Raw genomic sequence first — 14269 nt, 5'->3', positions numbered from 1 at the left:
ACCTTGGGTTCCGGCGAACCCAAGGGTGCACAACCTCCCAGACCACCCCAACAGCCTGGGCTCGACCCTTGGGTTCCCGGGAACTCTGGGGTTTCAAGGGGTCCCGGTAGTAATTGCCGAAAATCCAACGGATATCGCTGACCAGCGTCGACGTGGAGCCCCCGGGCAAAGTCAGCGGCATCCTCGGCCCGGCCCGCCACATCTACCAACCGGCACACCAGTCCTGCGACGCCCTCACATCGGAGCAGGTCAGGGGCATGTCCGATGCAGTTGGATTTTCGGCGATTACTACCGGGATGGGCCCCTCATGGGCTCACTGCCACGCCGTACGGGCTGTTGCCGACGGTGATGGTTGCGACGACCTTGTGGGTCTTGGGGTCGATGACCGTGAGAGTGCCCGCTCCCTGTTCGGTGACGTAGACCGCGCTGGAGGTGACTGCCAGGTTGAACGGGTCGGTGCCTGGGGGCCCCACGGACATGGTGGCCGAGACGCGGTGGCTACGGGTGTCGATCACGGATATCTTGCCTGGGCCGAGAACGGCGGCGTATGCCGTGCGGCCGTCTGGTCCGAGCGCCACGTCGAAGCAGCCGTCGCCGACCGGTACGGTCGCCGTGATCTTTCCGGTACGGGTTTCGATGACCGAGACGCTCGCCGCCTCCTCGTTGGCGACGTAGGCTGAGCCGCCGTCCGGGGTGACGGCGACGCTCACCGGGGTGCGGCCTGCGGGCAGGACCCGGGTGGCCCGATGGGTTTGGGTGTCAATGACTGACACGCTGTCTGACCCGGTATTGGCCACGTAGGCCGTGGCGCCGTCGCGACTGATGGCCACGCTTACCGGGGAGACGCCAACCGGGACGGACGCGGTCACCCGGTTGGTTCGAGTGTCGAGAACCGAGACGTTGTTCGACTCGCCGTTGGCGATGTAGAGGAACCTGCCGTCCGGGCTGAGGTCGACCCCGCTGGGGCCCTTCCCGACAGGTACGGTCGCGACGATCTTGTTGGTGCGGGTATCGAGTACCGAGACCTCGGCCGATCCGTTGTCGGCGATGTAGGCGTGCCTGCCGTCCTTGGCGACCGCGATGCCTTCTGGTCCCGTGCCGACAGGTACGGTCGCGGCGACCTTGTTGGTTCGGGCGTCGATCACGGAGACCGTGTTGTCGAGCTGGTTGGTGATGTACACGTGGCCGTCGGTGCCTGGGGTGACGCTCTCGGAGCGTTCCGGGAGCGAGGCCGGGGGCGGACCGACCGGTGCGGCGGGCAGCCCGGAGGCCAGCAGCAGCGCGAGGCCCGCCCCCAGTGTCGGCAGGAGCGCCCTGCTCCGCGGCTGGCTCGCGGCATCGGCTCGGGTTCGCCGTAGGAAGTGCATCTCGCCTCCTGTGCCCATTGCAGGCTGTGGCCGTGCCGCTCTCGCCGCAGACCGCCGCCCCGCCCCGGGGCGGCGGTCAGGTCAGGAGTCCTCGGGCGTAGTAGTCCTGGTCGTTGCGCACTCCTGGCAGGGCGAAGAAGTAGCCGCCGCCCCGCGGGCTGATGAACGGCACCAGCAGTTCGCCTTCCAACCGGTTCTGCATGGTGATGTAGGTGTCGAGCTCGCGCTGGAAGCAACAGAAGGCATGCCCCATGTCGAGGTTGCCATGTACGTCGGGGCTGCGGTCGTAGTCGTAGCTACGGCGCAGGATGGCACTGGTCGACGCGGTCTGAGGGGTCTGGGGATTGGCCAGGCGGATATGGCTGTTCAGCGGGGTGATCAGTCCCTGCGGGTCGTTGGTGTAGATGGGATCAAGGGTGTCTGAGGCGTTCTCGGACAGGGCGTACATCGGGGCGCCGCTGTCCTTGCGGCGGCCGAAGATCCGCTCTTGTTGGGCAAGAGGCACGTGCTGCCACTTTTCCAGGTTGAAATGGACGATGCGGATCACCTGATAGGTACCACCAGCCGTCCAGGCGGGCTCAGGGGTGTGGGGCTGCACCCAGACCAACTGGTTCATCCGGGCGGTGTTGGTGGTGTCCGGGTTGGCGATGCCGTCCTTGAAGCCGAACCAGTCGCGTGGGGTGCCGACGGGGCGCGGCGGATTGCGCTGGGCGTTGACGCGCCAGCGCGGCCTCATCGCGCCGTTGGTGTGCGCCAGGATGTCAAGTATCGCGCGGACCGTCGTGTCGCGGTGTCCGGCGCAGATCTGTACCAGCAGATCGCCATGGGACAGTGCGGCATCCAGGTCGTCATGGAGGAAGGGCGCCATGGTGATGAGCTGGACCGGCTTGCGGTCGGCCAGTCCGTAGCGGTCGTCGAAGAGGGTCGCGCCCAGGGCGAGGGTAATGGTGAGATCGTCGGGGACGGCCTCGGGGCCCAGGATGCCGGTGTCCGGTGGCGGTGAACTCGACGGTGCCTTTTCCGGCGTGCCGCCCGCGATGAGGAAGCGGGCACGCACGGTCAGCGTACGAAACAGGTCGGTGAGTTCTCCGCGGCCGGAGGCGGTCACGTCGAAGGCGGCGAAGGTGCCGATCGTCTGCGGGGGAGTGGCGATGCCGGCCTGGTGGTAGCCGTGGAACGGAATCGGACGGGGGCTCGCGTTGTCGCCGCTCGCCTTGTCGGCCAGGGCCGGATCGCTGCCCAGCAGGCTCGCGCCCGTCGCTCCGGCAAGGCCGGCGACCGCGCCTTGAAGGAACGACCGCCGCGCGAAGGCCCCCGCCGGACACTCTCCGTTACCTCTCCCGGCCTCCCTGGCAGGCGGCCTTTCGTCAGCCATGGACCCCCCGAAACGAGCTCGGCATCGTACCGTGTCTGCGACCTCGTCCTCACCGACCCCTATCTTGACGAATGCGCATATCGGCCAACGTACCCCGCGCCTGGTGGGCGCCGCTGTGGGCATTGGACCAAATCTGGCCATCCTTGGACCAACTAGCTTGGGGCTTCCGGCAGCATTCGACAGCTCTGTGCGATGGGCCGCATACCTAGTGGGTGGGGTTTGCGTAGGCGGACAGCGCACGTGTGGCTGCGGTTTCTCGACGCCACAGCCAAATTGACCTCGATCTTTCGTGACCCCTCAGTTCACCTGCCCGCCTTCCACTGAGGCCCGTGGCCGGTCAGGTGACCGTGTCGGCGACACGGTCGATCTGATCCACGTCGGAGGACCAGCAGTAGAGCATGACCTCGTCGGCGCCGATCTCGCCGTACGCGGTGACGGCCTGCCGGATCGCTTCCGGTGTGGTGAGCATCTCGTCGACCACCTTGTTCGCGCCATCCCCCATGAAGCTGTAGTAGCCACCGAGGGCGTGTCGCGCCTCGTCCAGGATTGATTCAGGGCCGAGGGCGGCGTTGGACTGGGCCACCAGCCGAGGACGACCGGCACGCCCGGCGGCCTGCCACGATGCCTTGACGGCTCTGTAGAACTGCCCCATCTGTTCCGGCGTGAGGTGAGCGCCGAGGAATCCGTCGCCCCAGCGAGCGATGCGCTCGACGGTGGCGGGAACGAAGCCTCCGAACAGCACTTCAGGGCCGCCCCGGCGGGCCGGTGCGGGGCCGATCGGTCCGATGTCCTGGGCGTACGGCTCGCCCTCCCAGACGCGCCGGAGAGCTGCCATCTGCTCATCCAGGCGGCGCCCCCGGCCACGGACCTCGACGCCCACGGCCCGGTAGTCGTCCTCGCGTGCCCCGATCCCCACGCCGAGGGTGAAGCGACCACCGGAAATCCGATCCAGGGTCGCGGTCTGCTTGGCGAGCAGGGCGGTCGCACGCAAGGGCGGGATCAGCACTTCGGTCTGTACGCGGATCCGTGAGGTGGCCCCTGCGATGGCCGCCAGAGTGACCATCGCTTCAGGGTTGTCGTACACGATGCGGTCGAGCAGACCGAGGGTCGAAAAGGGGCCGACGTCGACGCGCTGAGCCCAGCTGAGCAGGCACACGGGGTCGCTTACGGGCAGGCCGAAACCTACTTTCATGGGATCGCCCCCTCTAGGACCAGCGTTGTGTGATCCCTTGATTCCGGACAATCATCACCCACAGTACAGACTCGCTGTTCGATAAAAGACCTGGTCAGATGGTTATATGCGTAAAGCGTGTGCTCAGCCGAGCCGGAGCCATACCTGGAGTGCGCGCAGGCATGAGGGCCGCGCATGCGCGAACAGTCGCATGGCGGTGCGTGTCACCCTTACGGGGATTGGTCGACGTTTGTGGCCGGCTAGTCCTAATGATGATGATTTGTCCGGTTTAGGGCATTTTGGCGTGGCAAGGATGACGGCTAGCGTCCATATCCGCGCCTCACACGGCTCGATCTCTCCCTCGCCGCATGATCCTGAATTGGTCGGCAGGATCGTCACCAGCCCCAAACGAGAGAAGACGCAGGTCAGCAGCTTGTATCGGGATGCCATGATGGTTTGGGGATGTCGATGCCTCTACCGAAGGCAATCTTCCTGACCTGCCAAGACGCTGTCGCTTGAGGTCGGTGACACGGTCCTTAACGGCTTGCTTAGCTTAAGTCCTACATGGAATTCCGTATCAGCTGCCTGTCGACCCGAAGGGACCGCTGGATCATGACCACTTCGATCGTCGTCGGAGGAAGCAGCGGACTGGGCCGCGCCGTAGCGCAGCGATTCGCCGACCGCGGCGACACCGTCATCATCACCAGCCGCACCACGGCGCGCGCCGACACCGTGGCCGCCGAAATCGGCGGCACGACCCGAGGCCTGGCCGTCGACCTGTCGCGGCCCGAGACGATCGCCGCCGCACTCGTCGATGTGCGCGCGGTCGACAACCTGGTGATCACCGCCATCGAACAGGGCGTCAACTCCCTCGCGGACTTTGATATCACCGAGGCCATCAAGACCGTGACCATCAAACTCGTGGGCTACCCCGAGACTGTGCGAGCCCTGCGTGACCGCTTCACCCCCGGCGCGTCGGTCGTGCTCTTCGGCGGCCTGGCCAAGGAACGCCCCTACCCCGGTTCCACCATGGTGACCGCCTCCAACGGAGGTATCACCGGTCTGGTGAAAACCCTGGCCATGGAGATCGCACCCCACCGCGTCAACGCGATCCACCCGGGCGTGGTGGGAGACACCCCGAAGTGGCGCGACGTGCCCGACCATCCCCACGTAGCGCGTACCCCAATCGGACGCCTCGTGACAACGACGGAGATCGTCGACGCCACCGACTTCCTTCTCCGCAACACCGGCGTCAACGCCCACGACCTGTTCGTCGAGGGCGGACTACTCGTCACTTGAGGGATCCCGTAGGGGTGTTGTTGTCGGGCCGCAGGCCGGGAAGCGCGCGGTCAATGCCGCAGTCGGGGCAGCGTCCACAACGACGCGCGGCGGCGCTGCAAACCCCCGGCAGGGTTCCCCGGGGTAGGACAAGGCAATGCCGGAGGTGTCAGGATGGCTTCGCGGGCCGGCGGCGCGGGATCGCCGTTGGCCGCCGTTAGGTCTGCGGGTTGACGTGCTCGGCCATCAGACGGGTGGCGGTGGTGACGTCACCAGCCTCGATGGCAGCGAGAATACCCAGATGTTCGGCGTGAAGCCGCGGCGCGTCATTCACCGCACCGCCGAGCTGGACCCACCCGTCGATCCACATCTCGTGAACGGCTCGTTGCAGGTCAGCCAGCACGGGGTTACCGCACTGTCGGGCCAGCGCTGACTCGAACCGTAGGTCAAGGCTTCCCGAGTGGTTGTCGGCCGTGTTCAACTCCTTGCCGGCCTGGTCGAGCACTGTGCGGGCAGGCCTCAGGTCGGCCTCCGGGTGAGCGAGCACACCCTTTACGACCGCGCACTCCAATGCTTCGCGGACTTGGCTCAGGTGGCGGATATAGTCGTTGTCAACGTCAGCGGGCGAGGGGAGTTGAAGCGGCTGCCGTGGCCGGTGTTGGGTGACGAAGGTGCCTGCGCTCCGCCGGATCTCGACCTTCCCCATGCTTTCCAGGGCGCGCAGAGCTTCCCGGACCGACACCCGGCTGACTTTGAGCTTCTCGGCTAGTTCCCGCTCGGAGCCTAGACGGTCACCGGGTTGGAGCTGGTCGACGACGTCTTGCAGCTGGCTCAGCACGGCGCGGAACACGTCAATCTTTGGGATGGGGGCGAGCGCGAACGGCAGGTTGCTGGCGTCTTTCCTCACCCGGCGTCTCCATCGTTTGCGTCGCCCTGCATCCTGTGTGAAGCCTTAGCCCCGGTTGGTAGACCCAGCCGGGGCGGCGGCCCGGCCAAGTTTACCCGTGGATTTGATCTCGTATCTCGGCCTGTTCGCTGGCTCGCTCGACGTCGAACTGGCGGCCGCGGGTTTCCGGCGCCCAGATTACCGCTGCGACCGTGATCGCGCACATGCCGATCACGAGGAACGCCACCGCCATTCCGGTGGAGTAAGCGGCGAGCAGGGCGGTGGCGGCCAGTGGGGTGAGACCGCCGAAGACCGCGCCAAGTTCCCGGCCGCCGGCGACGCCGGTGTAGCGCACCCGTGGATGGAACAGCTCCGAGAAGAACGCCGGCTGGCTGCCGGCCATAGCGCTGTATACCAGCCCACCGAGAATGGCGATGGCGAAACAGATCAGGGCCGCGTTGCCGCTGTCCAGCATCAGGAAGAACGGCACCATCAGGATGGCGGCGACCCCGGCGCCTCCGCCGTATACCACACGCCGGCCGAGTCGGTCGGACAGCGCACCGAACAGCGGGATGGTCGCCACCTGCACGGCGGCGGCGAGGAAGACACCGGCCAGGCCAACCCAGCCGGGTACGTCCTTGCCCTTGAGGTAGACCAGAGCGAACGTCACCGGGATGTACAGCACCGCGTTGTCGGCGAAGCGCATGCCGAGGACGACCAGGAAACTCTTCAGGTCGCCACGCAGCACCTCCATCAGCGGAGATCTGGCGACCCGCTTCTCCTTCTGTACTTCCTTGAACACCGGCGTCTCGCTGATACGCAGCCGGATCCAGACGCCGATGCCGAGGACGACGCTGCTGGCCAGGAACGGGATCCGCCAGCCCCAGGACATGAACTGGTCGGGGGGAAGCAGCTGCACCAGGGCGAACACGGCGCTGGCGGCGGCCAGGCCGATCGCGACGCCGACCTGTGACCAGCTGCCGTAGTAGCCGCGGCGGCGCGCTGGGGAGAATTCCACGGCCATGATGGCCGCGCCAGCGAATTCGGCGCCCGCGCCGAATCCTTGAGCCATGCGCAGTAGGACCAGGAGCGCGGGGGCCCACAGTCCGATCTGTTCGTAGGTGGGCAGCAAGCCGATGAGCACGGTAGTAGCGCCCATGATGACCAGGGTTATGAGCAGAATCGTCTTGCGCCCAAGCTTGTCGCCGAAGTGTCCGAAGACAGCGCCGCCGACCGGGCGGATGACGAAACCGACCGCGTAGGTAGCGAAGGCGGCCATGGTGCCGGCGGCGCTGTCCTGGTGGAAGAAGAGCGGCCCGAACACCAGCGCGGCGGCGGTGCCGTAGATGAAGAAGTCGTACCATTCGATGGCAGTGCCAACGACGCTGGCACTGACGACGGAGCGGATACGGGCTCGGTTGGTGGGGGGTGGAACCTCTTGCACTGCTGCTGTTGTGCCCACTGGATCTCCTTGGGGGTTGGGGGCGACCACTCGCGGGGCCGGGGAGGTGGTCAGGGAGGTGGTGCCGTTATGGACGGAAAAGTGCGGCGTCCATGGTGGTGACCTCGTCGGCTAGCTGGACCGGGAAGCCGATCTGATCCAGAACGTCACGGCGCACGTCGATGCCGGGTGCTACCTCGATCAGAACCAGCCCGTCGGGGGTGACGTCGAAAACGGCGCGTTCGGTGATGACGCGGGCCTGCTGGCCGCGACGGACTCCATCGCGGATTCGGTAGGTGACGTGGTCGACCTCGGGCACAAACTTCGACACCTTGCCCTCGCGCAGGATCTTCAACTCGCCGTTCTCGGTTCCTGCATCCAGCCCACCGGTGGTGAGGGTGCCGGCAAAGACAAGACGGCGTGCGTTCTCGGCGATGTCGATGAACCCGCCTGCTCCTGGATTGGCCGTCCCGAAGCGACTGACGTTGACGTTTCCGGCCCTGTCGATCTGAGCGAAGGCGAGAGCGGCGAAGGTGCAACCACCACCGTCGATGAAGTCGAACTGATAGGCACCGTCAAGCAGCGCTTCCGGCGCATAGTTGGCGGAGAACTGCCATCCGCTCATGACGGCGCCGCCGAACGGCCCGTGTTCGGTGGTAAACACGTAATCGTCGAGGCGGCCATCATCGAGAGCGCCGTCCTCAGCCATGGCAAGGATCGCGTCCGAGGAGGCGCCGAATCCGAAGATCGCCGTTTCACCTGGACGGATCTCTTGTGCGACACGGCGTGCAACGACCTTGTCCGGGCCGGCGGGCAGACGCGGGAGATGGTTGACGGCGTCGGGTACGACACGCAGGTATCCCGGATCGTCGCGAACGTCGGTGCCGACCATGTCATCGGGGGCGACGACGACGTGATCGACGAGTACGCCGGGGATTCGCACCTCGTGAGCGGGACGGGATCCGCGTGGTACGATCTTGGAGACCTGCGCGATAACCCTGCCGCCGCTGGCCTTGACCGCGAGGGCGAGGGCGATTGCGCTCGACGTCAGCGGCTGATCCTCGAAGGATAGGTTGCCCTGCTCGTCGGCGGCGGTGGCGCGCACGATGCCCACATCCAGCGGCCACGTCGGGTAGAACAGGTACTCCTCGCCCCGGAACTCGACCACTTCGACGAGGTCGTCTTGGGCCAGGCTGGTGAACTTCCCGCCTCCATGACGCGGATCGATGTAGGTGTCAAGGCCGATACGGGTCAGGTAGCCGGGACTGCGGCGAGCAACTTCGCGCAGCCAGTGCATCGTCGCACCGATCGGCCAGCTGTAGGCCTCGATGAGGTCGTTTTGGATCAGGTCCATCAGGGCCGGTCGTGCCCCGGTGACTGGATGACGGGGATTGATGTAGGAGCCGGACACGATTCGGCGCATCAGCCCCTTCTTGGCCACGTGATCCATACCCGGGATGCCCACGGCGTCCCCGGTGCCGACTGGGAAGTAGAACGTCAGCTCGCGCGGAGCGGCGGTGGCTTCGAACCGTTCCCCGATCGCTCGGAGAACCGCGTCCGGGGTGGACCAGCCGATGACTCCGGTACTCGCAACTGACTGGTGATCCTTGATCAGGGCTGCGGCGTCAGCCGCGTCGCAGATCTTGCTCATTGGCGCTCCTTCAGCGTCTTGCGGGCGAAAGTGGTTAGGCTGGCTTGCGCGGTCTCGGACATGCAGTCCTCGCCGAACATCCACGTCGTACGTACGTCGAGCACCTCGGCGGAGCCGACCGTGGCATCGGCCAGCGCCCGCTTTGTCGAGGCGACGGCGCGGGGTGGAAGAGCGGCCAGGCGAGCGGCGAGTTGACACGCGCGCTGCAGGGCCTGGCCGGGCTCGGCGAGATCGTCAACCGCGCCGAGCTGGTACAAGTCCCGCCCGGTCAGGGGCTGGTCGCCCCACGCCAGACGCCTGGCGGTGACCGGACCAACGCGTGCGATCAGGGTCTGCAGCCCCCAGGGCGGAACCCAGCCAAGCTGCACTTCGGGCAGGTGCCAGCGCGCGTTGTCGGCGGTGACGACGACGTCGCATCCGGTGGCCAGCAAGAAACCGCCGCCGAGCGCGAATCCCTCGACCGCGGCGATGACGGGGATGCCCAGCTGCTGAATGGCGCGTACCGCGTGACCGGTACGGGCCTCGTGGCGGACCATTTCACTGACCGACATGCCTGCCAGTTCTTTCAGGTCGGATCCGGCGCAGAAGCCCGGCGGGGCGGCGGCCAGCACGGCTACCCGCACTTCGTCGTTGTCGTCGAGTGCTGTCAGGGTGGCACTCAGTTGCTCCACCAGCCCGCTGCTGAGCGCATTCCGCGCAGCGGGGCGGTTGAGCCGCAGCACAGCCACCGACCCATCCCGCTCGCAACTGAGCTCCGCGTCGGACCGGTTGTTCGATGCGATGTCCATAGTCAGGGAATATTGGTCTGGACACTGACCAATTGTCAACGGCTTGTCGGCGAACGGCTTGTCGGTGGCGTTTGCCGCCCGGCTGCACCGCACACCCGCCCCCTCGGCGCCGTTGCTCAGCCGCGCCGATTCAGCGCATGGGTTCGACATGCGCTGGCCGTACGTCCTGTGCCCATCAGTTCGACTGGCGAATTGGCGGGTGGATCCGGGCGGGACGTCGCTGCTCAACAGCGTCGCCGGCCGCCTCTGATATCTGAGCGGCGATCCGCTGACCCCTGGGGGTCGCCGGCTCGGCGTCGTGAAGGCTCGGGCCATGTTGGTCTCCAGCGTTTGGGGGTGCGCCGTCAGGCCTTGTGCGAATAGGCCTGGTCAGAAAGCACTGCCGTTGGCGGCCATCACCGCGCGCACAGCACCGCCGTCGATCTTGCGGAACGGGGTGCCGTCATCGAGGGACATCACGGCGGCTACCGCCGCCGCGTGGCCGTACTCGAAGCACTGGGCGGTGACCCGCGCGGAGGCCAGGGCTTCATGCTCGGCGCTCAGGCACCGCCCAGCGACGATGATGTTCTCCCCCGACTCAGGCACCAGGGCCAGGTAGGGAACCTCGTAGTAGTCATCGAGCAGCCAGTGCAGCTTCGGCCTATCGCCATCGTGCAGCTCGATCGGCCAGGGCACCCGGCAAATGCCGTCGCCGCGCTTGCGTGCCGCAAGCACGTCGCTGTTCCGCAACGTATCGACACCGACGATGCTGCGTGTCTGCCGGATTCCAGCCTCGACGCCGGTGTCGACCACGTAGCTGTTCTCGCAGCCGGGCACGTGCTCGGCGAGGAACCGGGCGTACTGGCGGACCTGCTCGCGGCCGACGATCTCAGCCTCGGTGAAGTCGACAGGGTCGATGACGTTGAGCATCCTGCCGTCACGCCCCGAGAGTCTCGTGGCGTTGACCATCAACTCGTGCGGCCGCGTCGTCTGGAAGATCCAGATCTTTTGGCGGGGAAGGTCGTAGTGGCGCGCCCGAGCCGCGACGATGGCGTCAGTGACCTTGGGCGGGCAGATAGTGTCGTCGCCGTAGAAGTCCAGGAACCGGTCCATGTCGACGTTGCCGACGCGGAAGAACATTGTCGGATTCTGAATCTTGCCGTTATCGCCGAACACGTACCTGTGGCCGGCGCGGGCAACGACCGCGGCGTCGCCGGAGGCGTCGATGGTCCGCGCGGCCCGGATCACCGCCCGCCCGGCGTTGGACTCCACCACCACGCCCCGGTGGACCGCGCCGTCCATCAGCACTCCCGTTACCGCTGTGTGAAAGAAGATGCGGACGCCGGCTTGCTGCAGCAGTTCGTCGGCGGTCTCCCGCCACATCAACGGGTCGTGGGCACTTGTCCACGTCTTTCCATACACCTGCGGCTTGGTCAGTCCCCCTCGCGCTGCCAGCCGCGAGCGGAACCGGTCCGTAAACCCGTACACCACCTGCTCGGGCTGACTCCGTCTGTCGGTCGCGAGGTAGAGCCCGCAGATCGTGGCTGACATGCCTGCCACTGCGGCGCCCCCGCAAAAGCCATACTTTTCGACCAGAACTACGCTCTTGCCCGCTTCCGCGGCAACCGTGGCCGCGGCGACCCCGGCCGCGCCCCCACCCACGACGAGGACGTCCACGTCGGCGATCACTGGCAGGTCGCCTTCGTCGGACAACCGCGCGTCGAGCTTCCAGCCCTGCATCCAAACCTCCGATATATTAGTGATGTATCAGTCGTACAGCAGTAAGCTACCTACTGTCTAGAGGGGCTGGGACGCGACACCCTGCGGCGTCTCCGCCGCAACGGTCGGAGAGGAAAGCTGTGCTGCAGAGACCGAACAAGTCGGACCAGGCGTACGACGTTCTGGAAGACATGATCGCGTTCCAGGAGCTCCCACCGGGGACGATGCTGTCCGAAGCGATCCTCATGGAGATGACCGGACTTGGACGCACCCCGGTCCGCGAGGCACTACAGCGGCTCGCGCGCGAACGCATGGTCGAAATCCATCCCAACCGGGGCGTATTCGTCGCACAGGCCTCCGTGGAGGCCCATCTCAAGCTCCTCGAACTGCGCCGAACGGTCGAGGAACTCGCGGTGCGGCTAGCCACCCATCGCGCGGGCACCCCACAGAAGGAGGGCATGCTCCAGCTCGCGGACGACCTGAAGGAACTGGACCACTCGGAGGTCAAGGCGTTCGGCAAGCTTCTGAAGAAGGCCCATGAGTTAATCGTCACCGCCGCCGACAACGACTACCTGCTCGTCGCCATGGCTCCGCTGCAGGGCCTATCCCGACGGTTCTGGTTCGCCAACCTGAAGGACGTCAAGCGTGAGCTGCGCACCGCAGCCGAGTTGCATGCCGCGATCCTGCGGGCCATCTGCTACGGCGACGAGAGCAAGGCCGCGGCCGCCTCGTTACGCCTCAACGACTACCTCATCGACTTCACCTACCAGACGCTGCGCATGCCCTGAACACCCAATCCGTTGCTTACAGCGGTGACCGTCGGGTCGTCCCAGGAGATCCGGTAGTCGTGCATCCACGCCAGCGAGTTCTTCCTGGCCATCTGCCGCATGACCATCGGCAGGAAGAGGTCGCGGACGAACGCGCCGGCGACTCCCGGAGCCTTGCCGCTTCCGTTGCGCCTGCCCTGGGCCACGATCCGCTCCACCCGCTCTCGCCGTAGCCGCTCGAAGGCGGCGAACGCGTCGGGCGTGCTGGGAATGTCGCGCAGGCACTTGGCCAGGACGACCGCGTCCTCGATCGCCATGGACGCCCCCTGGCCCGAGGAGGGGGAGGTCGCGTGTGCGGCGTCGCCGAGGATCACCATGCGCTCGTTGAACCACGTCGGCACGGTGGGGAAGTCATAGGTGTTCCACCCGGCCAGGATGTGGTCGGTGGCGCCGATGATGTCGAGCATCGGCCCGGTGTCGTCCTTGAACAGTTCCATGAGCCTGGCGCGCCACTGTGCCGGGCTGATCGCCGCGAGCTCCTCGCGGGTCGGCTCCTTGGGGCTCGGCGGGTTGGCGAACCACCACACCTCTCCGTCCGGGTGGATCAGGTATCCGAAGAAGCATCTCTTTCCGAAGATGAAGTAGCTCGTCCCCGGCTCGCCCGGCACCGTGATGCCGTGCGCGAAGCCGCCCGTGTTCAACAGGCCGACGTGCCGGGCACGTGGCGCGCGGGCATCGATGATCGTCCGCGTGCGCGAGCGCAGTCCGTCGGCGCCGATCAGCAGGTCGCCCTCGGCGGTGCTCCCGTCGGCGAAGACCGCTCGCACCCCGTCCGCGGTGACCGACGCGTCTTCGAGGCGCTTGCCGTAATGGATCCGTATGCCGCGCCGTACGGCCTCGTCGCGTAGTGCCTGGTAGAGGTCGGCGCGCTTCAATGTCCGGCTGGGTTGTGCGAAGGAGGCCAGCGGCTTGCCGCGCCCGTTGCTGATCCGCATCCGCGGCGAGTCCATGCCCAGGTCGCAGACCAGGTCGTGCAGGTCGAGGACGCGTAGTGCCTCAAGCCCGTTGATCGCGAGCGTGAGGAAGGCGCCCGCGCCTTCGGAGCCGCGGTCGTATTCCTCGTAGACGTCGCTGTCGATGCCGACCCGTTGCAGGGCCATGGCCGTCACCGGTCCGGCGATGCCGCCGCCGATGATCAAGGTGTTGTTGGTCATAGTATGACTATACATAGCATAACTAATCTCCGATAGACCGTTACGATGGACGCCATGTCTACGAGGCGATCTCCCCTGGCCATGGCGGTGCTCTCCCTGGTCTGTGAGGCGCCCATGCACGCCTACCGGATGCAGCAGCTGATCAAGGAGCGGCACAAGGACGACGTGGTCAACGTCGCGCAGCGCAACAGCGTCTACCAGACGATCGACCGGCTGCTCCGCGCCGGGCTCCTCGCGGTCCGCGAGACCTCGCGTGAGGAGAACCGCCCGGAAAGGACCGTCTACGAGCCCACCGACGCGGGCCGTGAGACGCTGCGGCAGTGGATGCGGACGATGCTGTCCACGCCGGCTCGCGAGTTCCCCGAGTTCCCCGCCGCGCTCGCCTTCCTGCCCGTGCTGGTGCCTGATGAGGCCGGTGCGGCGGTCGAGGAGCGCGTCGCCTCCCTGGAGGCGCGGCTGTCCGAGCTGGACTGCGAGCTGGTCGAGACCGGGAGGTTCCTGCCCCGCGTCTTCCTCGTGGAGTCCGAGTACCAGCGGGCCGTGCTCACAGCCGAGCTGGACTATGTCCGCGGCCTGGCTGACGATCTACGCGCGGGCCGGCTGAACTGGGACTATCGCCTGTAGCGTCAGCGC

12 protein-coding genes are annotated in these 14269 nt (G+C 66.5%); 3 read left to right on the top strand and 9 right to left on the bottom strand.

Annotation, left to right across the window (positions count from 1 at the left end):
* Positions 1–305 precede the first annotated feature (305 nt).
* From ACIN94_RS31730 to ACIN94_RS31720, 3 genes are all read right to left on the bottom strand, one after another.
* Complete coding sequence (locus tag ACIN94_RS31730; protein WP_400714347.1) at positions 306–1367, bottom strand: beta-propeller fold lactonase family protein; 1062 nt, start codon at positions 1365–1367, stop codon at positions 306–308.
* A gap of 76 nt (positions 1368–1443) precedes the next feature.
* Positions 1444–2742: a Dyp-type peroxidase gene (locus ACIN94_RS31725; RefSeq protein ID WP_400714344.1), complete on the bottom strand. Its 1299-nt coding sequence runs from the start codon at positions 2740–2742 to the stop codon at positions 1444–1446.
* Positions 2743–3079: 337 nt separating this feature from the next.
* On the bottom strand, positions 3080–3934 hold the full coding sequence (locus ACIN94_RS31720; RefSeq protein ID WP_400714341.1) for an LLM class flavin-dependent oxidoreductase: 855 nt from the start codon (positions 3932–3934) through the stop codon (positions 3080–3082).
* Positions 3935–4525: 591 nt separating this feature from the next.
* Here ACIN94_RS31720 and ACIN94_RS31715 point away from each other — a divergent pair.
* Positions 4526–5212 carry an SDR family NAD(P)-dependent oxidoreductase gene (locus ACIN94_RS31715; RefSeq protein ID WP_400714338.1) on the top strand — a complete coding sequence of 229 codons (687 nt, stop codon included), beginning with the start codon at positions 4526–4528 and terminating at the stop codon, positions 5210–5212.
* Between the two features lie 196 nt (positions 5213–5408).
* Here ACIN94_RS31715 and ACIN94_RS31710 read toward each other — a convergent pair whose 3' ends face one another.
* From ACIN94_RS31710 to ACIN94_RS31690, 5 genes are all read right to left on the bottom strand, one after another.
* The gene (locus ACIN94_RS31710; protein ID WP_400714335.1) at positions 5409–6098 is read right to left on the bottom strand and encodes a FadR/GntR family transcriptional regulator; all 690 of its coding nucleotides are present in this window, start codon (positions 6096–6098) and stop codon (positions 5409–5411) included.
* Positions 6099–6189: 91 nt separating this feature from the next.
* A complete protein-coding gene (locus ACIN94_RS31705) occupies positions 6190–7521 on the bottom strand; it encodes an MFS transporter (RefSeq protein WP_400714332.1) in 1332 nt (443 codons plus the stop codon).
* 85 nt (positions 7522–7606) lie between these two features.
* A complete protein-coding gene (locus tag ACIN94_RS31700) occupies positions 7607–9169 on the bottom strand; it encodes an acyl CoA:acetate/3-ketoacid CoA transferase (protein WP_400714329.1) in 1563 nt (520 codons plus the stop codon).
* Positions 9166–10107, bottom strand: a complete 942-nt coding sequence (locus ACIN94_RS31695; protein WP_400714326.1) for an enoyl-CoA hydratase/isomerase family protein — start codon at positions 10105–10107, stop codon at positions 9166–9168. The genes ACIN94_RS31700 and ACIN94_RS31695 overlap by 4 nt, the downstream gene beginning before the upstream one ends.
* A gap of 219 nt (positions 10108–10326) precedes the next feature.
* Entirely contained in the window at positions 10327–11676 is a 1350-nt protein-coding gene (locus tag ACIN94_RS31690) for an FAD-dependent oxidoreductase (RefSeq protein WP_400714323.1), read from the bottom strand.
* A gap of 119 nt (positions 11677–11795) precedes the next feature.
* Between ACIN94_RS31690 and ACIN94_RS31685 the strand changes: the two genes are divergently transcribed.
* Positions 11796–12443: a GntR family transcriptional regulator gene (locus tag ACIN94_RS31685; protein WP_400714320.1), complete on the top strand. Its 648-nt coding sequence runs from the start codon at positions 11796–11798 to the stop codon at positions 12441–12443.
* Here ACIN94_RS31685 and ACIN94_RS31680 read toward each other — a convergent pair.
* Positions 12419–13636, bottom strand: coding sequence for an FAD-dependent oxidoreductase (locus tag ACIN94_RS31680; protein ID WP_400714317.1), 1218 nt, complete (start codon positions 13634–13636; stop codon positions 12419–12421). The two genes, ACIN94_RS31685 and ACIN94_RS31680, sit on opposite strands and share 25 nt — an antisense overlap.
* A gap of 54 nt (positions 13637–13690) precedes the next feature.
* Here ACIN94_RS31680 and ACIN94_RS31675 point away from each other — a divergent pair, with 54 nt between their 5' ends.
* A complete protein-coding gene (locus ACIN94_RS31675; protein WP_400714314.1) occupies positions 13691–14260 on the top strand; it encodes a PadR family transcriptional regulator in 570 nt (189 codons plus the stop codon).
* Positions 14261–14269: the final 9 nt, after the last annotated feature.

Origin of the sequence: Streptosporangium sp. NPDC087985, from assembly GCF_044741965.1 — a bacterium.
GTDB lineage: Bacteria > Actinomycetota > Actinomycetes > Streptosporangiales > Streptosporangiaceae > Streptosporangium.
The sequence above is the reverse complement of the archived record's forward strand: the minus strand, read 5'-3'. Positions and strand labels throughout refer to the sequence as shown.